The following is a 25608-nucleotide window of genomic DNA, read 5'->3' as shown; positions in this document are numbered from 1 at the left end:
TCCGGGCAGTGGTCAGGATCTGGACGTCGCGTCGTCCGGCGGCGGGAGCGTCGCCACGTCCGGGCGGGGAACACCGCCCGCCGGGAGAGGGACGTCCGGGAGCGGATCCAGCGGCGGGAGCCCGTCGACCGCCGGCGCACCCCGGGCACCGTGGCAGCCGCGTCCCCCGGCCGCGTCCGTCCCGGACCAGAACTACATCCCGAACCTGCCGGCGCCCACCACCACCCGCGTCGACCCGCCGGCAGGCAGCGGCGGGACGACGACCCGCTCGCCCCGGCCCTCGACGCCCTCGACGCGCACTCCGAGYGGCGCGGGATCCAGGCCGACGCCGAGTGCGAGCACCAGTCCGCGCCCGACGACGTCCGCGAGCAGCCGTCCGCGGCCGGGAACCTCGCCGACGCCGCGACCGGCGGCCACCGCCAGCGGCCGGACAAGCACGCGACCGGCGCCCACCTCGACCCGGACCGCCAGACCGTCCGGCCCCACCCGCACCTCGGCCGTGCCGTCCTCGGCCGGGCCGACGTCGCCTCGGCCGGCGACGGCCGGGCCGACGACATCGCGGTCTGCCACGCCGTCGCCGCCGCAGTACTCGCCGACGTCACCTCCCACCTTCTGGTGGCCGACAGCCGCGTCGGTGTCTCGACACGTCACGTCTGGCCGGGCCGCAGTCGCGCGCGCGTTCCCGCTGCCGGCGGATGCGCGGAGGTCGATCGAGGCGGCGGCGCGCACCGGCCTTGCCTCGGCGTTGTCCTCGGCCCAGGGCGGCTCGTCGACCGCGGTCCGTCCCGCGGCCCCCGCGCACGGCCGCCCCGGAGCGGCGCAGAAGCCAGCCCATGGCACTCTGGCGTCCGGCCGGCCCGGGGCAGCGGCGAGGCCTGCTGCGCAGAAGCCGTCCGCGAAGCCGGCGGCGGCGAGGCCTGCGCCTGCGAGGCCGGCTGTGAAGCCTGCGCCTGCGAAGCCGTCCGCGAAGCCGGCGGCAGCGAGGCCGGCTGTGAAGCCTGCGCCTGCGAAGCCGTCCGCGAGACCCGCGCCCGCCAGGCCGGCCGGGAAGCCCGCGGCCGCGAAGCCGGTCGGGAAGCCCTCGACCGGCAAACCGGCCACAGCCGGCCGGACCACGGCCGGCAAGCCGGCCGCGCAGAAGCCGGCCGTGGCTGGCCGCGCGTCGGCGGGGAAGCCTGTGGCGCAGAAGCCTGCGGCCGGGAAGCCCGGGGCGGCCAAGCCGGCCGCGCGGAAGCCTCCCCGTAAGCCGTAAGCCGTAAGCCGTAAGCCCCGAATCCTCGTCCGGGAGTCCTGAGCTTCGGGGCTCCTGGCTCAGGACCCTGGAATCTCGGTCCCTGGTCGCCCGGTAGACACCGTTCCGACACACCGCATCGAGTGATCGTGTAGCTACTCCTGGTGAGATAGGGTCCCGCGGACATCGGATCGGTGCGCGGGGGGACCAATGCGGGAGGCCGCGACGTTGCGGGGACAACTGTGATCGCCGTACTCGTCGGCACGGCCGCGACCTTCGCCATGGTCGCGCTCGTGGTGGGCGTCATCGGTCTGGTGCGCGGCCAGGTGGCAAGCCTCAGCATCGACGACCGGCCGGTCGCGGGCCTGGTCACCGCGGTCGGCTTCACGATCGCCGTCGCGGCGTTCGGTGCGCTGGCGCCGGACGAGGAACGAAGCGACGCGACGGTCGCCGCGCCTCCGCTGGGCACTGTCGCCACCGGCCAGCCTGCTCCGGAGCCGTTCGGGCGGAGCCGCGCCGATCTGGCGACCGGGTTGCCGCACGCGGCCGCTCGGCAGGTCCCCGACGGGTCTGGTGGTGCTGCGGACGGCAATCCCACCGGGCGGACCCCGCCGCCGGACGTGACCACTGCGCCGGGTGGGACCACCCCGCCGGGCGGGACTGCAACCGGCCAGAGCACCCAGAGCACCCAGAGCGGCCAGAGCGGCCAGGCGGGGTCTGGCGGTGTACCGGCGCCCGGGACCTCCGCACCCGGACAGACCCCGGGCATCGGCGGACCGACACCCACTCCCGCTCCGTCCGACGGCGAGTCGGGTCGGCCGGCCGTGCCTGGGCAGGCGTCGCCCGGCTACCCGGGCTCCCGCGGCAGCGGAACGGCACCCGGCCCGGACGGAGGACCGGGATCGCCGGGGGTGGGTGACGCGGCGCCTGGCAGCGGTTCCGCGCCGGGAAACGGCGGGACGGGTGGTACCGGTGAGCGGGGCGTGGGTGCGGGGACGGAGCCGCCACCCCCGGCGAGCCCCGGTCTCATCCCCGGTTCAGTTCCGCACCCGGCGCCCTGGTGTGGTGACGACGGGCTCGGCGGGATCGACGTGGGACTCCCGGATGTCCGGGTCGGGGAGGTCCTTCCGGAGCTGGCCGGCCGGTGTGGCTGACGGCTGCGGCTGACACCGCGCCTTGACGGCAGCGTCCGAGGCCGCGCCTGGCGGTGGGCGGCTCAGGCGAGGGGCTGCGGCACGGCGGCCCGCGCCGCGACGAGCGCGGTGATCGAGGCGATGTTGCCGGCGGCCCAGGCGTCGAGCTGGGTGGGTAGCTCGGCGAGYGCCGAGTCCAGCACGAACACGCCGCGTGTCGGGCAGGACGCGCCGATTTCGACCAGCAGCGGCCGCAGGTGGACCTCGAGCGCCAGCGCGTGCTCGGGGGCGCCCGCGACCAGTATGGGAACTGTCGGCACCCCGGCCAGCTCGCCCTGGCCGATCTGGTCGAGCAGCAGCTTGAGCAGGCCGGTGTAGGTGGCCTTGTAGGTGGGGGTCGCCACGATCAGGACGTCCGCCGCCTTCATGGACGCGACAGCGGCCTTCACCGCGGGGTCGCCCCAGCCGAGCAGACCCGGGCCGAGCTCGCTGACCTCGAGTACCTCGCTCACTGCTTCGACGTCGGCGGGGAACGCGGCCGCGACCTGATCCGCCACCGCCTCCGCCACCGACCGGGTGCGCGACTTCGGCTTGGGGTTGCCAACGACACTCAGAATGCGGCGCTGCGGCATGGGACGACCCTTCTGTGGTTCGCTCTGTGGTTCGCGCGACTCGGTTTCAGCGACGTGCCGAGAACTGACCGTAGGTGCCCCGGAAGTACAACAGTGGTTCGCCGGCGTCCGCGGCGCCCAGACGCTCGACCATGCCAAGAGTGATCACATGATCGCGGGCATCGTACTCACGGTGCAGGGAGCACTCCATCCATGCGAGGGCCCCGTCGAGGACGGGTGCCCCGTTTTCACCCGGCGTCCAGCCTATCCCGCGCCACTTGTCGGTGCCGCTCATCGCGAACTGCTGGGATATCGACTCCTGAGAGTCGTCGAGCACATTCACACAGAAGCGGCCGTTCGACCGGATCCGCGGGTAGCTCGTGGACGTCCGAGCCGGCAGGAACATGATCAGTGGCGGGTCCAGGGAGGCGCTGCTGAATGACTGGCAGGTCATTCCGACGGGTTCGGCGCCAATGGTGGCGGTGACAATCACGATCCCCGAGCAGAAGTGACCGAGAACGGTGCGGAAGTCCGCCGCCTCGGTAGCGGTGAAGACCCTCGGCGATGGGATCGTCCCCGCCGGGGGCTGGCGCTGCGTGATCACGCCACGCGCTGCCTGGGGCATCGGTGCCTCCGCGGGTTGGGCCGGGCCGGCGCCGATCAGTGAGGACCGGACGCGCGCCGGCGAACAGTGCCACGAGATCCCGCGAGCTCCGTCCGTCGTCCGTACCGGCCGGGTTCCCGCGGGCCACACTCGTACGCTCACGCCCGGAGGTGTCACGGCTGTTACGCCACCGTGGTACGCCCGTTGCGCTGCCTGCTGCGGCCAAGGCCGCCTGGTTTGTCGGCGGCGGCGGGGGGAATCTCCCGAATTCCGCTGGCCCGGCGATGGCGTCCGGCGGGCCGTGCGGGTCAGGACGTCCGCCGGTGCGGGGGTCGTGCCGGGCTGGACCAGACCAGGTCGAGCCAGGTCGAGCCAGGCTGGACGGGTGTAGGTGGGGAACCGGCGCCGGCTCTGGCGCGGGGCCGTCCGGGGGCGGTTCGTAAACGGCTGTCTGTCCGGGAAGCGGTCGCCCGCCGACCGGTGGTTACTCGTTGTGGCGTGGTCGTCCAGTGGCTTCTCGGATGGACCAGGGAGATCCTCCGTCGTTGTCCGGAGACCCTTACGTAAGGGTAGAGTTGGCCAGCGTCTCCGTGTAGCAGGGCGCTTTGCGACAGGCGTCCGGGGGAGGAATTCGATCTATGGCTGATCCCGAGAGCCGCAGTGGGCGGAGCATCGCGGAACTGGTGGCGGTCGCCACTTCGGTCGAGGTCCCGACAGCCTGGCTGTGCCGCGATCTCGCGCTGGCCCACGAGCGGGCAGGTGATCACAGCGCCGCCGTGCGCTGGGCACTGGCGCTGACCGACGCGGGAGGGGACCTCGCCGGCTGGACGGCAGCCGCCGGTGTGCTGCGCCGCGCACTCCCGGCGGCCGACCTGCGGCTGCGGCCGGCGAAGGTCGCTGTGCTCGGCAGCTACACCACCGCRCAGTTCGCCGCGCTGCTGCCGCTGGCCGCGGCCCGCGCCGGCGTCGCCGTCGAGGTGTAYGAGTGCGGCTACGGCCAGTACCGCCAGGAGGTGCTCGACCCCTCCAGCGGCCTGCACGGCTTCGGCCCGGACGCCGTGGTCCTTGCCGTGCATGCCGGCGACACCGCGCTGCCGGCGTTCGCCGAGGACCCCGACCAGGCAGTCCGCGCCGAAGCCRCCCGTTGGACGTCGCTGTGGGAGATCATCGTCTCCCGGCTGGGCGCCCGCGTCATCCAGCACACCTTCGTCGTGCCGGAGGTCGACTCGTTCGGCCACCTGGCCCGGCGCACGCCCGCGGCGCGTTCCTCGCTGCTCGCCGCGCTCAATGCCGCGCTCGGCGAGGCCGCGGCCGGAACGTCGACTTCGGGCACGTCGACCCCGGACGCGTCGGTGGAGGGCGGGCCGGTGGAACGCGGGTTCGCCGGTGTGTCCTTCGTCGACTGCGAGCGCCTCGCCGCGACGGTCGGCAAGCGTGACTGGTTCGACCCCCGCTACTGGCACCGCGCCAAGCAGGCGGTCGCCCTCGGTCACGTTCCCGCACTGGCCCGGCACACCGCCGCCGTGCTCGGCGCCCAACTCGGTGCCAGCCGCAAATGCCTCGTCCTCGATCTTGACAACACTCTGTGGGGCGGGGTGCTCGGAGAGGACGGCCTCGCCGGCATCGCGCTGGGCGACGGCCCGGCTGGGGAGGCCTTCAGCGCGTTCCAGGAGTACATCGCCCTGCTCCGCGACCGCGGCGTGATCCTCGCCGTGTGCTCGAAGAACAACGACGCGGACGCCCGCGAGGCCTTCGAACGGCACCCCGCCATGCGGCTGCGGCTCGACGACATCGCGATGTTCAGCGCGTCCTGGGACGACAAGCCGACCCAGATCCGCCGTATCGCGCACACGCTCGGCATCGGGCTTGACGCGCTGGTGTTCGTCGACGACAACCCGGCCGAACGCGAGGTGGTCAGGCAGCTGCTGCCCGAGGTCGACGTGATCGCGCTGCCACGGGACCCCCACGAGTACGTGCGCGCACTCGCCGACTACCCGTTCTTCGAACCGGGCGTCCTCACGTCGGAGGACGCCTCCCGTACCGAGCAGTACCGGGCCCGCGCCCAGGCAGCCGAGCTCGCGGCGTCGGCATCCTCCCTGGAGGAGTTCCACCGCGGGCTGGAGATGACCGCGACCGTGGTGCCGCTCGACGAGCTGACGCTGCCACGGGTCGTGCAGCTCATCGGGAAGACGAACCAGTTCAACCTGACGACCCGGCGCCGGGGTGCGGCGGAGGTCGCCGAGCTGGCGGCTGATCCCTCGTCGGTCGTCCTCTGCCTGCGGCTGGCCGACCGCTTCGCCGACCACGGGCTGGTGGCAGTGGTCATCGCCCGCCGGCAGCGGGAGACCGGCGTCGGAGCTGAGGCCGACGCCGGCGCCGGAGCCGGCAGCAGCGCCGAGACTGATCTGACGGTGCTGGACGTGGACACCTGGCTGATGAGCTGCCGCGTCATCGGCCGCACACTCGAGGACGAGATCGCCGGGCTGATCGTCGCGGAGGCCCGGCGCCTCGGGTGCGCCGTGGTGCGGGGCCACTACCTGCCGACGGCGAAGAACGCCCTGGTGGCGGATCTCTATCCCCGGCTGGGCTTCGACCCGATCGGCAGCCGCGGCAGCCGCGAGGGCGCGGACGGCGCTCCGGGTGAGCGCACCGACTGGCTGCTGCCCGTGACGGACGCGCAGCGGAGTCCCGGCCTCATCCGGATCGTCGACGGCCGCCCGGCCGGTGACACCCGGCGCCTGCCTGGCCCGCAGGAATCCGGTCCCCAGCCGCCGCGGCTGCGTGGACTGCCCGAACCCCGGCCGCGCACGGTCGGGACCGCGGAGTCGAGCGCCTCGGCGCCAATCATGGAACGAACGATGGAGGAGGTGGCCGGCTGATGGTGCACGAGCGCCTCACCCAGGTCTTCCGGGAGATCTTCAGTGACGACGAACTGGTCGTCTCCGACACCACCACGTCGGACCAGGTTCCCGGCTGGGATTCCCTGGCACACATCAACCTGATCTACGCGGTGGAGAGCGAGTTCGGCGTCCAGATTCCCGACGAGCGGCTGGGCTCGTTCACGAACGTCGGTGAGCTGCGGACCTGCATCGAGGAACTCAGCAGTGTCGGGTGAGCGGCTTTCGCTGCGAGAGCAGCTACGCGAGGACAGGGCCGTCCACTACGGCTCCTGGCTGCACCCCGGCTACCAGGCGCTGGCCGTCCACCGGTTCGGCCGGTGGTGCCGGGAGCGCGGCGGGGTCGTCGGGCGGATCGGCACGCTTGCCTTCAGGACCGTGAACAACATCGTCATCCGCAACCTGCACGGCACCGAGATCTCCGTCGACGCGGCGATCGGGCGTCGGGTGCTCATCGGTCACCACCAGGCGCTCATGATCCCGCGCCACTGCGTGATCGGCGACGACACGATCATCCGCCACGGAGTGACCATCGGCTACGCGAACACGCAGGCGCCCCCCGAGGCCGTCCCGAAGATCGGCTCCCGGGTGGACATCGCGCCGGGTGCCCACCTGATCGGGCCGATCACCATCGGCGACGACGTCCGGATCGGGCCCGGCTCGATCGTGACCGTGGACGTCCCGGCCGGGTCGACCGTCTTTGCCGCACCGGCGCGGATCATGCGTCCCGCGGCCGCGGCCGCGCCGCCTCCCTCGTGAGCGACGCGGCCATCGCGACGCCGTACCGCTTCGCACCGACAGACCAGGTCGGGCATGGTCGCATCGGGGGAGTGTCCACCGGGCAGAAGTGGATGCCGTCGGGACCGCGCACGAGCACCTGACCGGCACCTGCGCCAGGCTGCGCGACGGTGCCCGCCAGGTGGTCCCGCACGGCTCGCCCGGCACGCACGGCAGGAACCCGGGCCCAGTGCCCTCCTGCCGTGACCGCGAGCGCCGCCGGCACGCTGTCAGGCTGGCGGGTGAGCGCACGAGTCCTGCCGCCGCGCAGGACACGACGAGGACGGCGGTGATTGCGACGCCGATTGCGACCCTTACTGGCAGGCGATGGTCGGGCTGTGACAGGCCAGGCCGCCGGTGCCTCACCGGCCGCCCGCCGACTGCTGCGGGTGGACAGCCGACGGCTGCGCAGCCACGGTCGCGGGGGCGACCGGGGCCTGCGGGCGGGCGTCGTATACAGGCGGCGTTCCGTGCTCGGACAGCCCGAACCGGGCGCCGAGCCGGTGTACCGGAGCCGGTGCCCACCAGCTCGCGTGGCCGGTGATCCGCAGCAGGGCCGGCGCGAGCAACGTCCGCAGCACGCAGGCGTCCAGCAGGACCGCGAGGGCGAGACCCGTCCCGAGCAGCTTGATGCTGGTGACCGACGAGGTGATGAACCCGGCGAACACCGTGGCCAGCAGCAGCAGCGCGGCGAAGGCGATGATGCAACCGGTGTGGCGCATCCCGCTGACGATCGTCGCGCCGAGCCCCAGCACGTTGAGCAGCAGTGCCTGCAGCGGCACGAGCACCGAGCCGAGCATTGCGACCAGCGCCAGCAGCGTGACGGTCGCGATGAAGCCACTGACGAGCGGGAGCCGGGAGACCAGCGCGTCGGTGGTGTCGACCTGCGCGGCCGTCGGGCCGCCGACCAGCGTCATGAAGGGCGGGCGCAGATCTCGGAGGCCGCGCGGCGCCGGCGCGGAATCATCCGATCGCCGACCAGGGCCACGGCGGCCGGGACGACCAGCACGGTGAACAGGGCCGCCAGCACCGTGGCGATGACGCCGGCAACGGCCATCGTGCGCAGGAACGGCACCGGGAACATCGCCAGAGCCAGCAGTGAGACAGCCACCGTCGCCGCCGAGAACATGATTGTCCGACCGGACACCCGGACTGCGGTGGCCATCGCGGCGTCCCGGTCCGCCGCGGTGGTCCGGTCCGCCGCCGTGGCGCGGCCTGTCGCGGCGTCCCGGYCCGGCGTCCTGGCCAGCTCCTCCCGGTACCGGGAGGAGCAGCAGCAGCACGTAGTCGATGGACAGCCCGAGCCCGAGGCCGACGACGATGTTGGTGCTGAACGTCGTCACCTGGATGACGCCGGCGAGCAGGCCCATCAGCGCGATGCCACCGAGCACGGTCAGCATGCCGACGGCGACCGGGACGAGCGCGACCCGCACACCGCGCAGGAACAGCACCAGCAGCACCATGATCAACGGAAGGGCGATCAGCTCGGCGCGCAGCAGGTCCGCCGCGGTCCGGTCACCCACCTCGGCCGCGACGACGTCGGGACCGGTCACGCTGACCGTGGCCGCCGGGGTGGAACGGCGCAGCCGCTCGGCGAGGTCGCCTGCCAGGGAGGCCCGTGCGCCGTCGTCGCCGTGCAGGCTTGCCACCACGAGCGCGTACTGGCCGTCGGCGGAGCACAGCGCCCCGCCCGCCGAGCTCGCGGAATCCCAGCAGGAGACGACCGACGTGACCGCGGGTTCGGCGGCGAGCGCCGGCGCATCCACCGGTCGCATCGCTTCCGGGCTCGGTGCACCGGTGGCGGCGATCACGGCGATCAGACCTGTGGGGGTGCGGTCGAAATGATCCGCCAGCAGGTCGGCCGCTCGGGCGGACTCGCTGTCCGGCGGCGAGACACCGCCTTCGGCGAGTGTGCCGCCCGCGACGACGCGCAGTCCCGTCAGCACGGCCAGGCCCAGCAGGACGCAGAGGAGCACGCGCCCCCGGGCAGCCACGAGCCGCTCGGAGAAGGTGGACGAAGGTCTTGAAAGCATGGCCCGAGCAGGCCACCGGCGCCGGCCGGGCACATCCGGCCCGCGGCCATCAGCATCCGGGACGCGGGCCGGCTGGGGGCTGTACCGCGGTCCAGGTGCCCGGGCCGTCCTGAGTACGAGGCGGCGCACCGGACCGCCTCGTACGGTGAGATGCGTGGGCATGAACCTCGGGGGTCCGGTGGTGCGCCGCTCGGCCGGCCCGCACGAGACAGCACCGCCGACCCGCTGGCCGGCATGGTGCGGCTCGCGGACGGAGCCGTGTACGGAGCCGTGTACGGCCGCACCTGTCCTGCCGCGCTCATCAGCGCGCTGCTCGTCGGGCCGGAACCGGTGGCGCTGGCGCTGATCCTGCTCGCGGTGGCGGCGCCGGCCGCCGAGATCGGCGGCCGGCGGGTCCCGCCGGCCCTGGCCGCACCGGTCAGCGTCGCGTCGGTGACGGGGCTGATCCTGCTGGACGCGCCGAAGTCCGCGCTGCTGGTGCTGGTGGCCGTCGCTGCCTGGGTCGCACTGCGGTCGCCGTCGGTGCCGCTCAACACGTCGATGGTGGCGGCGGTCGTCGTCCTGTCGTACGTGGACTTCAGCTGCCAGCCAGTCGGGGAGCACGACGGCTACCTGGCCTCGGGCTCGATCGTCTGGGGTGCCGCCGCGACCTGGTCGCGCATTCGCTGGCGGTGGCACTGCTCAACATCACCGGGCCCGCCGGCTGATCCGCAGCGAGCCCGCGCGCCGACGAGGCGCTGGCCCGGGCCGAGGACGTCGGGCGGGAGAGCCTGCAGGGGATCCGCCGGGTCGTCGGCCTGCTCGGCGGCGACAGCCGGGGTGGTGGCGGCGGCAGTGGAGTGGGCGTCGCCGTCGGCGGCGTCGGCGGCGGCATGGGCGCTGGGCCGCTGCCGGCGGCGCACGACATCGGCGCCCTGGTCGAGGGCTACCGGCGCAGCGGGATGGAGGTCGCCTTCTCGGTCGTGGGTGACCGCGGCGAGGACAGCCTCGACGGGCTCGACCAGGCCGCCGGTTCGGTCCTGTTCCGGACGGTGCGTGAGGCGCTGGCCAACGTCCTGCACCACGCCGGCGGCGCGGCGACGGCGATCAGCATCGAGGTGGTCGCCGCCGCGGTCCACGTGGTGATCCGCAACGATGCGCCCCCGTGGGGCGTCCGGGGCCCGGCGTCCGGCAACGGTGCCGGCGCTCCCGAGCGGCGGCTCGCGCCGAGCGGCGGCTCGCGCCGAGCGGCGGCTCGCGCCGAGCGGCGGCCAGCTCGCCGGCGGCGGGCCCGGCTCTGTCGGCAGGGTCGTCGCGGGACTGGCAGGGCCGCGTCCGCCGGGGATGGGGCTCCCCGGGATGATCGAACGGGTCCACGCGCTCGGCGGTTCGATCACGGCCGGCCCCCGGGACGACGGCCGGGAGGTGGCCGCCTCGATCCCCACAAGGCCGTCGCCGATCTCGGGGTGCGGCGGAGGTTCGAGCGTCTTTCCGACCGCGAGCTGCAGGTCCTGCAGGCGATGGCGCGCGGTGCCACGAATCGTGAGATAGCGGCGGAGCTGCGGGTGGCTGAGCGCACGGTGAAGGCCCACGTCGGCAGCATCTTCGGAAAGCTGGAGGTGCGTGACCGGGCCGGCGCGATCGTACTGGCGCATGATGTCGGCTTTCGCGCCGGTGGACCGGACGGATCCGGGCCGCGGGGCGTGYGGAACCTGAGCACCTGAGCGTATGGTGTGCATTCGCCAACAGCCGTCATGGCGTTTGCGCCCCATTGTCGGCCAGCGGATCAGTGCCGTTGAATCGTGCCGGAGAGCGGTCTCGAAGGGGAGATATCTCAATAATCAAGGTGTTGGGACTCGGTTGGCGGAAAAGAAGCTGAGTGATCTCCGCTGCACTTCTCTGCAAGTGATCAGGTCACTTGGTTACCCTGTCCGGGCATCCGCTACCGTGCCGCCGTGTCTTTGAGTTCGCTATCCCAGATGTCCGTCGGCCCGCCCGCGGCTCCCGCCGCGCTGCCGACGCCCCCACCTATTCGCATGAATGGACAGTCCGTGCCCGGAGGGGCCGCACCGGATGGATCCTGGCCGGCTGATCTGCTGACCGGCTCGTCGGCATTCGCGGTACTTGCCGTGCTGCTCGCGGCGGCGCTGGTGAGTGCACTGGTGGCCGTCGCCGTCGGTGGCGCCCTGCGCGTCCGCTGCGCCGAGGCGAAGCCGGGCCCCGGCCCCCGCGGCACCRCCGCACCGCATCCTGCCCACACGCCCGGAGCCGCCCGCGCCTCCCTGCGCTCCGCGCCCCTGCGCCCGGCCCGTCTGACGCCCGCCCGCCCTGGTTCGGTCGGAGTCGGGTCCACCTCGAGAGTGTCCGCCGGTGCGGTGTCCGCCGGCCTGGCGGCTGCGCGATCGAGATCAGCCGGCCGGCGCGGCTACACGGCGGCCGGGGCCCATTCCTGGGCCTGGGTGACGAGGCCCGTCCAGTCGGCTCCCCGGCTCCGGGCCCGGTTCGCAAGCGACATGATCCCGTTGGTCAGCCAGGCGGTGGGGCGCACTGCGGAGGTCGCCAGCGCTCGGGTGGCCAGCGTCTGAGCCTCGTCGAGCGCGTCGGCGTGCATCGCGGCGGACGCCTGGTACAGCCGCACCGCGGCCAGCGCCCCGGGCGCACGCGACCGGTCGAATGACGTCGCGGCGGTCGTGAGCCGGCGGCGCCCCTCGGTCAGCGCGCCCGCGCCCACCAGCGCGGCGCCCCCGAAGGTCGGCAGGTAGCCCGGATGTAGGCCGTCAAGGGCGTAGCCCTGCGCGGCGGTGGGTACGTCGCGGGCCAGTTTCTCGGCGTCCAGCACCACCTCCATCACCCGATCGACGGGCTCGCCCCGACCGGCGCGGATGTTGGCCTCGGTGGTCATCGCGAGGATCGCCGTATGCGAGCGGGGGGCTGTGGAACGGGCCGCGAGCGCGAGGGAGAGCCCGTCGTCGACGCTGTTGAAGGTGTAGGCGGCCAGCTCGGCCAGGACGACGCCCGCGTGGGCGGCGGTCGGCGCGTCGCCGACGTGACGGGCCAGTACCAGCGCCGTCCGGGCCGACACGACCGCCCGCCCGGACATGCCGCTGTCGCCCTGCGCCACGGCCGCCATGACCAGAACCCTGCTGTGGGTACGGCGCCAGTCCCGACGGATGGCTGCGGGCTGGCGCCGGCCCGCCATCGTCTCGGTGTGGCGGGCGATGACGTCGAGCCGTTCGACGAGGTCCGAGGGGGCCATCGTCTCCCAGCGGCGCGCCATGGTCGCCAGACCGGTCTCGATCCGGTCGAGGGCGTCCCGGCCCGGGTCATCCGCCGCAGTCATGAGACGTGATCCCCCGAGTGCGAGCGCGGCTGCGGTCGCACCTGCGGCAACGACCAGCCGCCTGTCCGCGGCTTCGTCCATCCCGTACTCCTGGGCGTCGTTGTCCGGTCACGGCGGCAGAAGCCCGGATGATCCGGACGTAATCTCATGATTAGTCTCCGGAAAGAGATGATCGCGAAGCTACTCTGACGGTAGCGAGACCGCCGCGTTCTGTCGTCATCCCGCTGGAATCTCGGGACTTTCGTCATATGGCTGGGTGTTTCTACGCGCCAGGCAGCCCAGGTGTGCCGTTTTGTATTTGACGTGCACTGGCTGGCCTTCTGTTGGGTTATGTGTGCATTGGCGGGCTGCCCTGGTCGCGAACCGACCACCCGCACGTGGGACGTGGGGGCGCCGGGGCGTGGGGCATGAACAGCCGGGTGGCCAGGTGTGTCGGCGGCTGCCCCGGTGATGCGCTGCCTCAGACGGTGTCGAGGGCCTGGTCGAGGTCGGCGAGCAGGTCGTCGRCCGCCTCGATGCCGACCGAGAGCCGGACGAGATCATCAGGTACCGCCAGTGGGGAGCCGACGACCGATGCGTGGGTCATCCGGGCTGGATGCTCGATCAGCGACTCGACTCCGCCCAGCGACTCGGCAAGGGTGAACAGCCGAGTGGCCGCGCACACCGCCAGCGCCGCGTCCGCGCCTGCCGCGAGCTGAAAGGAGACCATGCCACCGAAGTCGCGCATCTGCTTCGCGGCGATTTCGTGGCCCGGATGGCCGGCGAGGCCCGGGTAGTGGACCGAGGAGACGGCGGAGTGGCCGGCGAGAAGCGCGGCGACCTCCCGGGCGTTCGCGCAGTGCCGGTCCATGCGCACGGGCAACGTCTTGATTCCCCTCAACACGAGCCAGGCGTCGAACGGCCCGGGAACCGCGCCGGCCGCGTTCTGCAGGAAACGCACCCGCTCGGCGAGCTCGGCCGACGCGGTCACCACCGCCCCACCGACCACGTCGCTGTGCCCGCCGAGGTACTTCGTGGTCGAGTGGACGACGGCGTCCGCGCCGAGGGCCAGCGGTTGGCACAGGTACGGCGACGCGAAGGTGTTGTCGACGACCAGCAGGGCGCCCGCCTGGTGGGCGGCACTGGCGAGAGCGGCGATGTCCGCGATGGCCAGCAGGGGGTTGGTCGGCGTTTCACACCAGACGAGCGCCGTGGCCCCGGGCCGGATCGCCGCRCTGGCCGCCGCCGGGTCGCTGAGGTCGGCGGCGGTGTGCTCGACGCCCCATTCGGCCAGCACCCGGGCGAACAGGCGGTAGGTGCCGCCGTAGGCGTCGGCGGGGATGACGACATGGCTTCCGGGTCGGCACACCGCGCGGAGCAGCGCGTCCGACGCGGCCAGGCCGGAGGCGAAGGCGAGGCCGGCGGCGCCGCCCTCCAGCGCGGTGAGGCTCGTCTCCAGCGCCGCTCGGGTCGGGTTGCCGGAGCGGGCGTACTCGAAGCCGGCCCGGAGCCCGCCCACTCCGTCCTGCGCGAACGTGGACGCGGGATGGATGGGCACGACCACGGCACCGGTCGCCGCGTCGGGCTCCTGCCCGGCGTGCACCGCCACGGTCTCGAAGCCCGCATTCCGATCAGCCATGGAGCCAACCTTCGCGTGTGAGGGAGCGGCCGCGGGCCGGTGCCGGGCGGCGACCACCGGTGGCCGGCTCCAGCCGGGGACGTCAGTGAACGGCGAGGAACGTCAGCAGGTCGGCCCTGGTCAGGATGCCGGTGGGGTTGCCCTCGTCGAGGACGAGCACGGCGGGGTTCTCCCCCAGCGCGGTCACGAGCACCGACAGCGGTTCGCCGGCACCGATCGTCGGCAGCGGCGCGGACATGTGGTCGACGACCGGGGCGTCCACCGTGGTGCGGTCGGCGAAGACGGCGTCGAGCAGGTCCCGCTCGGCCACCGCGCCGGCCACCTCGGCGGCCCGCACCGGCGGTTCGTGCCGCACCACAGGCATCTGCGAGACGCCGAACTCACGCAGGTAGGAGATGGCCGCCCCGACGGTCTCGTCGGGATGCACGTGGACGAGGTCGGGCGGCCCGGCAGTCTGGCTGGTCTTGTGCGCGAGTACCGAGGCGACGGTCGGCTCGTCCGACGGCGGCTCGAGGAAGCCGTTGTCGTACATCCACTCGTCGTTGAAGATCTTGGAGAGGTAGCCGCGGCCGGAGTCGGGCAGCAGCACCACGACGCAGCCGTCGGCCGTGCCGGCGGCGTCCAGCTCGCGGGCTACCCGCAGCGCGGCGACGACCGCCAGCCCGCAGGAGCCGCCGACGAGGATGCCGGCGCGGCGAGCGATCTCCCGGGTCATCAGGAAGGAGTCGCGGTCGCTCACGGCCTCCACCCGGTCGACCACGGACTTGTCGTAGGTCGACGGCCAGATGTCCTCGCCCACCCCCTCGACGAGGTAGGGCCGGCCGCTGCCGCCGGAGTAGACCGAGCCCTCCGGGTCGGCGCCGACGACCTGGACGGCCCCGCCGCTGACATCCTTGAGATAGCGGCCGGTTCCGCTGATCGTGCCGCCGGTGCCGATGCCGGCCACGAAGTGGGTGACCCGGCCGTCGGTCGCGCGCCAGATCTCGGGGCCGGTGGTGGCCTGGTGCGCGGCCGGGTTGTCGGGGTTGGAGTACTGGTCGGGACTCCAGGCACCGGGCGTCTCGCGCTGGACCCGCCGCGCGACCGAGTAGTACGAGCGGGGATCGTCCGGCGCGACGGCTGTCGGGCAGATGATCACCTCCGCGCCGTAGGCCCGCAGGACCGCGCGCTTCTCCTCGCTGATCTTGTCGGGCATGGTGAACACACAGCGGTAGCCGCGCCGTGCGGCCATCATGGCGAGACCGACGCCGGTGTTGCCGCTGGTCGGCTCGACGATGGTGCCGCCGGGGCCGAGCCGGCCGTCCGCCTCGGCAGCGGCGATCATCGACAGGGCGATCCGGTCCTTCACCGAACCGCCCGGGTTCAGGTACTCGAGCTTGCCGAGCACCGGCGTCCTGGTGTCGGCGATCGTCGGCGTCAGCCGTACCAGTGGCGTGTCACCGACCAGATCGGTGACATGGTCGTAGACGTTCATAGCCCGCCGCCCCCTCGCCGAGGACCCTGCGCCGACTGCTGGCGCAGCCGCCGGGACAGACGCTACCGGCGGTCCTCCCGCTCCGCCGTTCGGCCACGGTCCGGACACGGGGAGACACCGAGCGAGCCTTCCGAGGCCTGGTCAGAGCAGGCCCACAGACCATGCCTGACCAGGCCGGGGACCGGTCGGCTCAGGTCTGGACGGGTCCCACCCCGGCCGTCATGGCGTTCACGATCGTGGTGTTGTCCCGGATCGTGGCGTCGTCCCGGGCGACGAAATGGGCCCGGTTCGTCACGTCCCGCTGGTTCTCCATGTAGTACTTCATGAACGCCGCGACGGCCGGTCGGCGCAGCGCCTCCTTGCTCGCATAGATGTACAGCGGCTTGCACAGTGGCATGTACATCCCGGTGCCCGCGGTGACCGCGTTCGGTTCCACGCAGCCGCGGCCGGCGTCGATCTGGACGGCGCGCACCTCGTCCGCGGCCGCCTGGAAGTTCGAGTAGTCCATGAACCCGATGGCGCCGCGGGCGTACTCGATTTCCGCCGGCACCTCGTCCAGCTCGACCTCCTGGTACTGACGGGTGTTGTCGGAGGCGCCGGTCATGCTGGCGAGGAAGACCTTGGCGTGGACGGTGCTCGGCGCGGGGCCGACGAGCCGCACCGGCTCGGCCGGGAAGGAGGGATCGATCTGGTTCCAGCTGGTCACGGTGGAGTCCCGCTTCCACAGCGAGCCGATCTGCGCCGTGGTGAGGCACTGCGCCCAGGTGTTCGCCTTCGACACCACGATCGGCAGCAGGTGGTGCGCGATCTCGAATCCGACCACCTTGTCCTTGCAGGCCGGGTCGGTCAGCGCGAACGACGCCCCGGCGATGTCGGCCTGGCCGGCGCAGAGCTTGGTGAGGCCGTCGTCGGTGTCGGTCGCGCTCACCTGGACGGTGACGCCCTTCTGCGCCTCGCGGAACATCGCGTACGCGGTCCCCGTGATGGGGGCGACCTCGGCGGAGCCGGTCGCGATCACCGTGTTGGGGCCGGCCGGCACCGTGGTCCGGGTCGCGGTGGCGTCGTCGGCGCCGATCCCGGCGGCCTGCTCGGCGGAGCGCATCGAGTCCGCCGGGAACTGGGGGTGCTGGTCGATGGTCGACGGCGGCAGCGGTCCGGTGTCGGCGGCCGTGATGGCGGCGGGGTCGCTCCCGTCATCCGTGAGCACGAGGCCCAGAGTCACGCTGCCGGTGACGAAGACGACGAGAGCCGCGGCGGCGGCGAGGAGCCGGCGCATCGACCCGAACGGCCCGACCGGCCGAGTCCCTGGCCGTGGTCTGCTACCCGACCTTCCTGCCACGGGCCCGCCTGCCACGGGCCCGCCTGCCACGGGCCCGCCTGCCACGGGCCCGCCTGCCACGGGCCCGCCTGCCGCGGGCCCGGTGGCGCCTGCCGGGGGCTGGTGACCGGCAGCTGTCGCGCGCTCCGTCAGCGCGGTGAGTGCGGTGACCGGCGCCACGGGCTCGCCACCCGGGTCAGCGAGGCCACCCGCGACGGCACCGGGCGGGACGTCGACCGGCGAGCTCACTGCCGGCGGCCGGCTCACCGGCGGAATGCTGGGCGGCGGGGTGGTCACGTAGGCCGCCGGCCCGAGTACCACGGTCTGGGAGCCGGCCGGTTCGGCCGGGCTCTCCGTCGCGGCGAGCAGCGCGGCGCCCAGCGCCAGGTCGGAGTCGGCCTCGATCCCGCGGCGGCCGATGCCGCCGAGCGACTCGTCGAGCAGCCTGCCGACGAGGGGGAGGCGCGCTCCCGGGCCGCGCATGACCAGGAGCGACAGGTCCTCCGGTGTGGCCGGAACCGAGCGGATGGCCCGGGCGAGGGCGCGCACGGCGTCTTCGATCATCGGCCGGACGAGGGCCTCGTACTCGTCCCGGGTGACCGGCACGCTGATCGCGTCGCCGGTACCGGAATCGGCGGCGCTCACCTCGATCCGGGTGCTCTCCTGGATGACCAGCTCCTCCCGCGCCGCCGCGCACGCGGTCAGCAGGGGGCCGGATGCCGATGCCGACACCGGTGGTGTCGTCGATGCCAGGGGCGGTGTCGACACCGGAGCCGCTGGCGATGCGGTTTCCGCCGCGGTGCCGTCCGTGGTGCCGTCCTCGGTGTCGGGGCCTGCGACGGAGGAGGGGACAGCCGCGTCGGGAGGGGGCGCAGCCGCGGCCAGCCGGGCAGCGGCGGCAAGTACGTGGGTCCGCAGCAGCTCGTCCAGCATCGAGGTGGTCGCGTCGGAGAGACCGACCGGGCCACCCGCGACCACGAACCCGGCTGGCATGGCCGCGTGCACGGCTGCCTCGAACCAGCCGGTGCCCAGGTCGAACGTGCCTACATAGCTGCCCGGGGTGGCCCTGCCAGCCCGGTTGAACAGGGCCGCGGACGCTTCGGCCGCGGTGCGCACGGCGAGCGCGACGTCGGCCTCGACCCGGGCCAGCGCGTCCGCCAGTCCTTCGCGCCGACGATGCGGCCAGCTGCCGGGGACGACTACCAGCACCAGGTCCGGTGCTGTGCCGCGGGCCGTGGTGACCGTCTCCACCAGCCACGACAGGTAGCGCGCCACCAGGGCCGAGGCGCTGTAGCCGACGCCGCCGACGAGAATGGGAGTGGGATCGCCGAGCCGTTCGACGAATCGTTCCGCGATGTGGCGCCGGTCTGACCGGGCCAGTCCGGCGGCGGCCAGGCCGCCGCGTGCGGTGCCATCAGGGCCCAGGTGAAGAATCGTGGGCACCGTCGCCGATGTTCCGATCGGAACGAGGCTCGGCCATCCTGCCTCGGCGACCGCGACAGTTGTTTCGGATACTCCCAGATCGATTCCGAGCTGATACCCCATGCTTTCCCCCCTGGTGTCCCATCACAGCGCGAAGATGGTACCCAGAGGGATTGTGGTGCGATACCGCACCCGCACGGGATTTGCGTGGGCGGTGGGGTCGGGGCGGAGAGTGGGGGTTGCACCGTGGCGGGTGTCGCTACCGGCGCATCGTGCGTCGGTAGCACGCTGTCACAGCAGAGCTGACGGGTTGCGGGTGCGGCTATGGCTCCTCGACCGGGACGATGTCCTTTCCGAGGGGCAGCAGCGAAACCGGAATGAGTTTGAAGTTGGCCAGGCCGAGCGGTATCCCGATGATCGTCAGGCAGAGCGCGATGYCGGTGGTCAGATGCCCGAGTGCCAGCCACCAGCCGGCGAGCAGGATCCACAGGATGTTGCCGATCAGTGACGCGCTCCCGGCGGTCGGCTTGTCCACCACTTTGCGTCCGAACGGCCACAAGGCGTAGTTGGCCATACGCAGCGAAGCGATGCCGAACGGAATTGTGATGATGAGGATGAAGCAGATCAGCGCGGCAAGGGCGTAACCGATCGCCAGCCACACTCCGCACAGCACCAGCCAGATCACGTTGAGTAGGATGCGCATCGATGTCGCCGCCTCCCTGGGTCGTGCGCTCAGGTGTGCTCATGGAACTCCGTGGAGGCGGGGCAGGTGCCGCCCGCGCCGTTCTCCGGTGCGGGAGCCGCCCTCCGTAGCCGGGTTCAGGTCGGTCCTGGGACACGCGATCACGGCATTGACCGGCCCGGAACTCCTGCCCCGGATGGACCTCCCCGGACGGGTCGAGAGCCGTTCGACCTGCCTTACCACGGTCACCCGCGGTGCGGGTGGGCCCGCCGGGTGGCGGTGACCGTGTGCAGGCGCCCAAGCCACGGCCCCTTTCCGCCTCCCTGTTGTCTTTTCCGTGGGCAGACACGATCGCAGGCGTCCGCGCAGCGTGGTGCTCCTCACAGCTCGTGTGTGGCGCTGCCGGCCTCATAGTGCTTTCCGGGCATGGTCGCGGTGCCTGCATGCCCCGTTCTCGGGCCGCCAAACGATGGCGGGACGGCAATCGTGCCGGTGGCGCGTATGGGCTGGGGACCACCCGGGGCGCGCAGACTGGAGTACGGTTTGCGGCAGTTGATGAAATAGACCGTTTTGTCCGTTTGACAACACGACGTGAGCAAGCGGTGCCGGTGAATGAGTGGCAACGCGAAAGCGGTACTCCACGGGCGGGACTGAGGTATCCGGTGACGATCGAGACCGAGACGGCGGACCTGGTGGACCAGTGGTTCGCCGAGATCACCGCGGTCGATCTCCTGCCGCTCACCGCCGCGGACGCCCGCGCCTGGCTGACACGCCTGGCGGCGGAGCTCCTCCGGGCGGTGCGCGCCGAGCCCTTCCGGCCCGAGATCGGCTACGAGACCGGTGCCCGGCTCGTGCACGGGCAGGTGATCTCCGGTGAGGCRCTGGGACGGACCGTGCGGCTGCTCGGCCGCCAACTGGCCACCCTGGCCCATCGGACCGACCCGGCCCGGCCGGCGTCGGCAGCCGGCCCGGTGGTTCTCGCCGGGCGGATCGCGGACCTGCTGGGCGAGCTCGTACAAGGCCACACGGAAGCCCTCCGGGAGCGCACCCGTGACGGCCACGCCGCCCTCCGGCGGGCCGATCTCGGTGCCCGCGTCCACGCCGAGCGGGTACAGCGGGTCTGGCAGCGCAGGCTGGACGCCGTCCTGAGCGGTGCCGCGCTGGGCATGCTCGTCGCAGACCGCACCGGGCGGATCGTCGAGGCCAGCGACTCCGCCCTGGACCTGCTCGGCCTGGCCGCGCACCGCCCGCCGATGGCCTGGCCGCTGCAGGAGATCGTCCATCCGGCGGACCGGGAGGTCGTCGGAAGGCTGTGGCGGGAGGCCCGTCGCGGGCGTTCTCGCGCCGAGTGCCGCATTCTGCGACCGGACGGGACGCCGATGTGGGTGGCGATGACCCTGTCGACCACCCGGGGCGGTGCCGGCGACTGGTTCGGCGTCGCGATGCTCGAGGACATCACCGAGCGCCGCCGGCTGCAGGAGGAAATCCGGCTGCACGCCCGGCGCGACGCGCTGACCGGGCTGGCGAACCGGACCGCGTTCCTCGACAGCCTGCAGGCAGCATTCCGCACCGCCGGGCCCATGACGCGGATCGGCCTGTGCTTCCTCGACCTCGACCGGTTCAAGATGATCAACGAGGGGTTCGGGTACGAGGCGGGCGACCAGCTGCTCATCGAGGTGGCCCGCCGGCTCGACCGGGTCGTCACCGCGACACCGCCCGCGGGCACCGTGGCCCGGATGGGCGGTGACGAGTTCATGATCCTGGTGCCGGACAGCGCCGGAATCGACGCGGTCACCGGCATCGCCCGACAGACCCTGGCCGCCCTGCGTGACCCCGTCCGCGTCGACGGCCGGGACCTGCCGGTCACCTGCAGCATCGGCGTGGTCGAGATGGCCGTCGCCGAGACCCGGCCCRCCGACCTCATCGCCGCCGCCGACGCCTCACTGACCTGGGCGAAAAGCGGCGGGAAGAACCGATGGACGGCGTTCGACGCCGACCGGGGCACCCGGGAGGCGACCCGGGGCCTGCTGTCCCGCTCGATGGGCCCCGGTCTGGCCCGAGGCGAGTTCTCGCTCGTCTACCAGCCGATCGTCGACCTCGGCGGCGGTGCGATGGCCGGTGCCGAAGCGCTGCTGCGCTGGGACCATCCCCGGCTCGGGCCGACCCGTCCCGGTGAGTTCATCGACCTGGCCGAGGACACCGGCTTCATCGTCCAGCTCGGGGAGTGGGTGCTCGAGCGGGCGTGCGAGACGGCGAGGGACTGGCCGGCGCACATGTTCATCAGTGTCAACCTCTCCGCTCGCCAGCTGCGTGAGCCGGGCCTGGTCGACGTGGTCGAGAGCATCCTGGCCCGCACCGGTCTGCCGCCGGAGCGGCTCCAGCTCGAGCTCACCGAGACCGTGCTCATGGACTCCGGCGGTGAGCAGCTCACCGCGCTGCACGGGCTGAGCGCGCTCGGCGTGCGCATCGTCATCGACGACTTCGGCACCGGCTGGTCGAACTTCGCCTACCTGTCGACCATGCCGGTGCGCGGGCTGAAGCTCGCCGGCCTGTTCGTCGCCAAACTCGGCCAGGGCACCGAGCCGAGCCGGGACGACCACCTGGTCGAGGCGATCGTGGAGTTCGCCCGCAAACTGCGGCTGTCGGTCACCGCCGAGGGCGTGGAGACACCTGGGCAGGCCGCGGCGCTGCGCGCGTTCGGCGCCGATCTGGGTCAGGGCCACCTGTTCGGCGAACCGGCCCGGGCCGACGAGTTCACCGCGACGTTGCTGCGCCAGGCCTTCGCCGCCACCTGACGCCCACCCCGCCACCTCACCCAGGCGCGTCCGCCGGGCCGCGATGTCGGATTCCTGCTGGACCTGGCCGGCTCCGCGCGCGAATCCTGGACAGGTGCCCACCCCCGACGAGCAGCTGCGGGCGGCCGGCGCCACGGGTCCCGTGGCGCCGCTGCCGGACCCCGAGCTGTGCGCGCGCGCCGTGCGGTCCCGCGATGCCCGCTTCGACGGGTGGTTCTTCGTCGCGGTCACCTCGACCGGCATCTACTGCCGGCCCAGCTGCCCGGCGAGACCGCCGCGCGCCGAGAACATGCGCTTCCATCCGACCGCCGCGTCGGCGCAGCGCGCCGGCTTCCGGGCCTGTAAGCGCTGCCGTCCCGATGCCAGCCCCGGGTCGCCAGCCTGGAACCACCGGGCGGACGTCGTCGCCCGGGCCGTTCGGCTCATCGCGGACGGCGTCGTCGACCGCGACGGCGTCCCCGGGCTGGCCGTCCAGCTCGGGTACAGCATCCGGCAGGTCGAGCGCCAGCTGCTGGCCGAACTCGGCGCCGGCCCGCTCGCGCTCGCCCGTGCGCAACGCGCGCAGACCGCCCGGCTCCTGCTCGAAACCACGACCATGAGCATGGGTGACGTCGCGACAGCCGCCGGCTTCGGCAGCATCAGAGCCTTCAACGGGACGGTGCGCGAGGTCTTCGCGACCGCTCCCGGTGACCTGCGGTCGTCCGCCATGGCCACCTCGGCCACCGCGCCCACCATGGCGGTGGCGCCCACCACCGCGGCGAGGTCGTCCGCTCCGGCGATGTCCTCGCTGACGGTGCGCCTGCCGTTCCGCGGGCCACTGCATCCCGCCGAACTGTTCGGGCATCTCGTCGCGACGGCCGTCCCGGGTGTGGAGGAATGGCGCGACGGCGCCTACCGCCGATCACTGCGTACGCCGCACGGGTACGCGATCGTCGCGCTGCGGCCGCTGCCGGACCAGATCGCCTGTCGACTCTCCCTCACCGACATGCGGGATCTCGGCCCGGTCATCGCCCGCTGCCGTCGCCTCCTCGACCTGGACGCCGACCCCGAGGCGATCGACAGCCAGCTCGCCGGCGACGCCGCGCTGGCTCCGCTGATCGTCCGTGCCCCGGGCCGGCGGGTGCCGCGCACCGTCGACGCGGCCGAGTTCGCGATGCGCGCGGTGCTCGGGCAGCAGGTGTCGATCGCCGCGGCCCGCCGGCTCGCCGCCCGACTGGTCCAGGCCGCCGGCCAGCCGATCCATGACCCGGACGGGGGACTCACCCACCTGTGGCCGAGGACCATCGATCTCGCCCGGCTCACCGCGGACGCCCAGGTCCCCGCCATACCGGCGGCGCGGCGACGGACCTTGACCGCGCTGGTCGTGACCCTCACCGCCGGTGAGATCGAGCTCGGCGCAGGCGGTGACTGGGCGCGAAGCAGGGCAGCCCTGGCGGACCTGCCCGGAATCGGCCCGTGGACGATCGAGACCATCGCCATGCGGGCCCTCGGCGACCCGGACGCCTTTCCCGTCGAGGATCTGGGTGTCCGGCGGGGTGCGGCACGCCTCGGGCTGCCCATCGGCCGCGGCGCGCTGCTCGCCCGTGCCGAGGCCTGGCGGCCCTGGCGGGCGTACGCCGTCCAGCACCTGTGGGCACTGCAGGGCAACGTGCGAGGAGAGGAAGAGCAGTGACCCGTCACACGCACACCGTCATCGACAGTCCGGTCGACCCGCTCACCCTGGTGGCGAGGGACGGCGAGATCGTCGGCCTGTTCATGGCCGGCGGACGTCACCTGCCCGACCCGGCCTGGTTCGGCGACCGCGACGACACGGCCTTCGGTGAGGCGGCCCGCCAGCTCGACGAGTACTTCGGCGGGGGTCGGACGGCCTTCGACCTGCCGCTGCGGCCGGCCGGCACGGACTTCCAGCGGCGGGTCTGGGCGGCGCTGCGCGAGATCCCCTACGCGGTGACAATCTCGTATGGGGAACTGGCGCGGCGGATCGGCCAGCCGAGTGCGTCGCGCGCCGTCGGGCTGGCCAACGGCCGGAACCCGATCGGGATCGTCGTCCCCTGCCACCGCGTGATCGGCGCGAACGGCAGCCTCACCGGCTACGGCGGCGGTCTGCACCGCAAGAGCCGGCTGCTGGCGCTCGAACAACGGGCAGCGGGCGTCTCGCTGCTGTGAGCCGGGGCCACCCGCGGCCGGGGGCCCCGCGGGTGGGCTCAGCGCGGCCCGCCACGGCGGCGCTTCTCCCTCCCGACCAGAATGTCGAGCCCGAGGTCGTCGGACGGTGCCGCCTCGGCGCCGGGCGCCCGGCGCGGTGCCGCCGGGACGGCGCGGTAGCGGGTGAGCGCCGCGAGTGAGTACCCCGCGGCCGGGCCCGGCACCTGCGCCGGGACCGCCGGTGCCGTGGTGTGCGTCGGCAGCCGCACCGGCGCCGGCAACGGCTCGCCGCCGCCGCCGGCGGGGAAGCCCGATCGTCGACGCTGGGCCGCGCGGTACGCCTGGCGGCGCGCTATGGGAGCGGTGATCGGGTCGATCGGCGAGTTCGCCGACGGCTCCGAAGGGCTGGCCGAACCGCCGGTGCCGGGCTGGTGGCCGCCGGCGGCTCTGGCAGCCTCCTGGGCTCCGGCAGCCCTGGTGGCGTCCGCGGTCCCGGCGGCCCCGGCGGTCCCGCGGCGGCGCGACCGGTTCGGAGTCTGTTGCTCGCCCGCGGGCCCGAACCAGTCGAAGGACCTGCTCCGGCCGCGGAGAGCTGTGTTCTCCGCCTGGACGATGACCAGCAGCGCGGTCGCGAAGGCGGCCCTTGTCCGAGCCTCGTCCAACTGCCGTGACAGCTCGGCGACGTAAGCCGCGTCGATCGTCGGTTCATCGGTCTCGGGGGCCGGCTGCCCGTCCGGGTCGACCGTGGCACCGAAGGCCTCGACATGCATCAGGCGCAACTGTTCCAGCTGCTGGGGCAGCTCCGGGTCGGCGGCGGCGAAAAGCAGCTGGAGGTAGACCTCGATGACGCGCCATTCGATCGCCTTCTCGCCGCGGAACTGCCGGCTCAGATCACGCGTCCGCGAGCGTTGGACCTTTGTGGGCTCGCTCTTGCTCCACAGCTCCCGAGCCACCATTTCGTAACTGACCCGGTAGGGGTTGTTCAGCTCGTTTAAGCGAGTGAGCAGGACTTTCTGCGGGCCATCACCGAGATCGGCGCGCGGCCCTTTGGGGCGGGCTCCCGCGAGGGTCACCCACACACCGTCCGGGCGTGCACTGCCAGCCTGGCCGAAGGACGCGTTCGCGGCACGGCGTGGATCCTCTCTCTGCTTCGATCGTCCGCGTGCCCTCGGGGCGCCGGACGGCGGGACGGTGGCGCCAGTGCGATCGCCGGCTGCCCCTTCTGATTGTTGCGCATGATACGTGGCGTGTGCCCGTGATGGGTCGACGCGCCGAATCTGGCCGGCAGATTCGTTGTCGGGTGAACGATCGTGGCGGGTGAAGTGTGGTCCCTTCTGGTTCCGGTCGGACTGGTTAGCCGCCGCCGGGTCGATCTCGTTCGCGCGCCGTGACGAACGGCTCCTGGCCGTGTCGCGCCGTACGCGTTCTCGCATCTGCATTCCCCTTTCCCTGGGTGCGAGCGGCGAGTGGGTACCGGGTGGGTGCCGCAGGCTCAGAAAACTGGGTGCCGGGATGCGCGGCAAGCACGCACAACCGGATCAATCGGACA

Annotated in this window: 19 protein-coding genes; 8 read left to right on the top strand and 11 right to left on the bottom strand. The window is 72.9% G+C overall.

All coding sequences use genetic code 11. The features are described 5' to 3' along the window. Window positions 1-192 precede the first annotated feature (192 nt). Window positions 193-1101 (bottom strand): hypothetical protein, encoded by a 909-nt coding sequence (locus CC117_RS40030; protein ID WP_198541699.1) that lies wholly within the window; start codon window positions 1099-1101, stop codon window positions 193-195. 372 nt (window positions 1102-1473) lie between these two features. On the opposite strand from CC117_RS40030, the gene CC117_RS02510 reads away from it, so the two are divergent. Continuing rightward, window positions 1474-2385, top strand: coding sequence for a hypothetical protein (locus tag CC117_RS02510; RefSeq protein ID WP_071082109.1), 912 nt, complete (start codon window positions 1474-1476; stop codon window positions 2383-2385). Window positions 2386-2447: 62 nt separating this feature from the next. Here CC117_RS02510 and CC117_RS02505 read toward each other — a convergent pair whose 3' ends face one another. Further along, window positions 2448-2996, bottom strand: a complete 549-nt coding sequence (locus CC117_RS02505) for an NADPH-dependent FMN reductase (protein ID WP_071082108.1) — start codon at window positions 2994-2996, stop codon at window positions 2448-2450. Between the two features lie 46 nt (window positions 2997-3042). Further along, the gene (locus tag CC117_RS02500; RefSeq protein WP_084131356.1) at window positions 3043-3600 is read right to left on the bottom strand and encodes a flavin reductase family protein; all 558 of its coding nucleotides are present in this window, start codon (window positions 3598-3600) and stop codon (window positions 3043-3045) included. A 617-nt stretch (window positions 3601-4217) separates the two neighbouring features. Between CC117_RS02500 and CC117_RS02495 the strand changes: the two genes are divergently transcribed. Genes CC117_RS02495 through CC117_RS02485 form a run of 3 tightly spaced genes read left to right on the top strand, consistent with a single transcriptional unit; the run spans window position 4218 to window position 7235 of the window. Continuing rightward, window positions 4218-6458, top strand: coding sequence for an HAD-IIIC family phosphatase (locus tag CC117_RS02495; RefSeq protein ID WP_071082107.1), 2241 nt, complete (start codon window positions 4218-4220; stop codon window positions 6456-6458). Further along, on the top strand, window positions 6458-6694 hold the full coding sequence (locus CC117_RS02490) for an acyl carrier protein (RefSeq protein ID WP_071082105.1): 237 nt from the start codon (window positions 6458-6460) through the stop codon (window positions 6692-6694). Before CC117_RS02495 ends, CC117_RS02490 begins: the two co-directional genes overlap by 1 nt. Further along, entirely contained in the window at window positions 6684-7235 is a 552-nt protein-coding gene (locus CC117_RS02485) for a serine O-acetyltransferase (RefSeq protein ID WP_116287676.1), read from the top strand. Before CC117_RS02490 ends, CC117_RS02485 begins: the two co-directional genes overlap by 11 nt. A gap of 380 nt (window positions 7236-7615) precedes the next feature. On the opposite strand, the gene CC117_RS40855 is transcribed toward CC117_RS02485, so the two are convergent. Both CC117_RS40855 and CC117_RS02465 read right to left on the bottom strand, forming a co-directional pair. After that, complete coding sequence (locus CC117_RS40855) at window positions 7616-9286, bottom strand: MMPL family transporter (RefSeq protein ID WP_198541698.1); 1671 nt, start codon at window positions 9284-9286, stop codon at window positions 7616-7618. A gap of 608 nt (window positions 9287-9894) precedes the next feature. Next, window positions 9895-10188, bottom strand: a complete 294-nt coding sequence (locus CC117_RS02465) for a hypothetical protein (RefSeq protein WP_071082098.1) — start codon at window positions 10186-10188, stop codon at window positions 9895-9897. Between CC117_RS02465 and CC117_RS38510 the strand changes: the two genes are divergently transcribed. Then, complete coding sequence (locus CC117_RS38510; RefSeq protein WP_241829761.1) at window positions 10159-10989, top strand: LuxR C-terminal-related transcriptional regulator; 831 nt, start codon at window positions 10159-10161, stop codon at window positions 10987-10989. The two genes, CC117_RS02465 and CC117_RS38510, sit on opposite strands and share 30 nt — an antisense overlap. Window positions 10990-11690: 701 nt before the next feature. On the opposite strand, the gene CC117_RS02455 is transcribed toward CC117_RS38510, so the two are convergent. From CC117_RS02455 to CC117_RS02435, 5 genes are all read right to left on the bottom strand, one after another. Next, window positions 11691-12686 (bottom strand): hypothetical protein, encoded by a 996-nt coding sequence (locus tag CC117_RS02455; RefSeq protein ID WP_071082097.1) that lies wholly within the window; start codon window positions 12684-12686, stop codon window positions 11691-11693. Window positions 12687-13065: 379 nt separating this feature from the next. After that, entirely contained in the window at window positions 13066-14223 is a 1158-nt protein-coding gene (locus CC117_RS02450; RefSeq protein ID WP_071082096.1) for a cystathionine gamma-synthase, read from the bottom strand. 82 nt (window positions 14224-14305) lie between these two features. After that, complete coding sequence (locus CC117_RS02445; RefSeq protein ID WP_071082095.1) at window positions 14306-15697, bottom strand: cystathionine beta-synthase; 1392 nt, start codon at window positions 15695-15697, stop codon at window positions 14306-14308. 190 nt (window positions 15698-15887) lie between these two features. Then, window positions 15888-18458: a substrate-binding domain-containing protein gene (locus tag CC117_RS02440; protein ID WP_241829760.1), complete on the bottom strand. Its 2571-nt coding sequence runs from the start codon at window positions 18456-18458 to the stop codon at window positions 15888-15890. 301 nt (window positions 18459-18759) lie between these two features. Then, complete coding sequence (locus CC117_RS02435) at window positions 18760-19140, bottom strand: YccF domain-containing protein (protein ID WP_071082093.1); 381 nt, start codon at window positions 19138-19140, stop codon at window positions 18760-18762. 641 nt (window positions 19141-19781) lie between these two features. On the opposite strand from CC117_RS02435, the gene CC117_RS02430 reads away from it, so the two are divergent. The 3 genes from CC117_RS02430 (at window position 19782) to CC117_RS02420 (ending at window position 24080) form a co-directional block, all read left to right on the top strand. After that, window positions 19782-21914 carry a putative bifunctional diguanylate cyclase/phosphodiesterase gene (locus CC117_RS02430; protein WP_071082092.1) on the top strand — a complete coding sequence of 711 codons (2133 nt, stop codon included), beginning with the start codon at window positions 19782-19784 and terminating at the stop codon, window positions 21912-21914. Between the two features lie 142 nt (window positions 21915-22056). Further along, window positions 22057-23586, top strand: coding sequence for an AlkA N-terminal domain-containing protein (locus CC117_RS02425; RefSeq protein WP_407673460.1), 1530 nt, complete (start codon window positions 22057-22059; stop codon window positions 23584-23586). Continuing rightward, the gene (locus tag CC117_RS02420) at window positions 23583-24080 is read left to right on the top strand and encodes a methylated-DNA--[protein]-cysteine S-methyltransferase (RefSeq protein ID WP_071082090.1); all 498 of its coding nucleotides are present in this window, start codon (window positions 23583-23585) and stop codon (window positions 24078-24080) included. The genes CC117_RS02425 and CC117_RS02420 overlap by 4 nt, the downstream gene beginning before the upstream one ends. A gap of 38 nt (window positions 24081-24118) precedes the next feature. On the opposite strand, the gene CC117_RS02415 is transcribed toward CC117_RS02420, so the two are convergent. Next, complete coding sequence (locus CC117_RS02415; RefSeq protein WP_241829759.1) at window positions 24119-25132, bottom strand: hypothetical protein; 1014 nt, start codon at window positions 25130-25132, stop codon at window positions 24119-24121. Window positions 25133-25608 lie beyond the last annotated feature (476 nt).

Source organism: Parafrankia colletiae (genome assembly GCF_001854655.1).
Taxonomy (GTDB): domain Bacteria; phylum Actinomycetota; class Actinomycetes; order Frankiales; family Frankiaceae; genus Parafrankia; species Parafrankia colletiae.
Note: the sequence above shows the minus strand (reverse complement) of the source record. Positions and strands in the feature narration are given on the sequence as shown.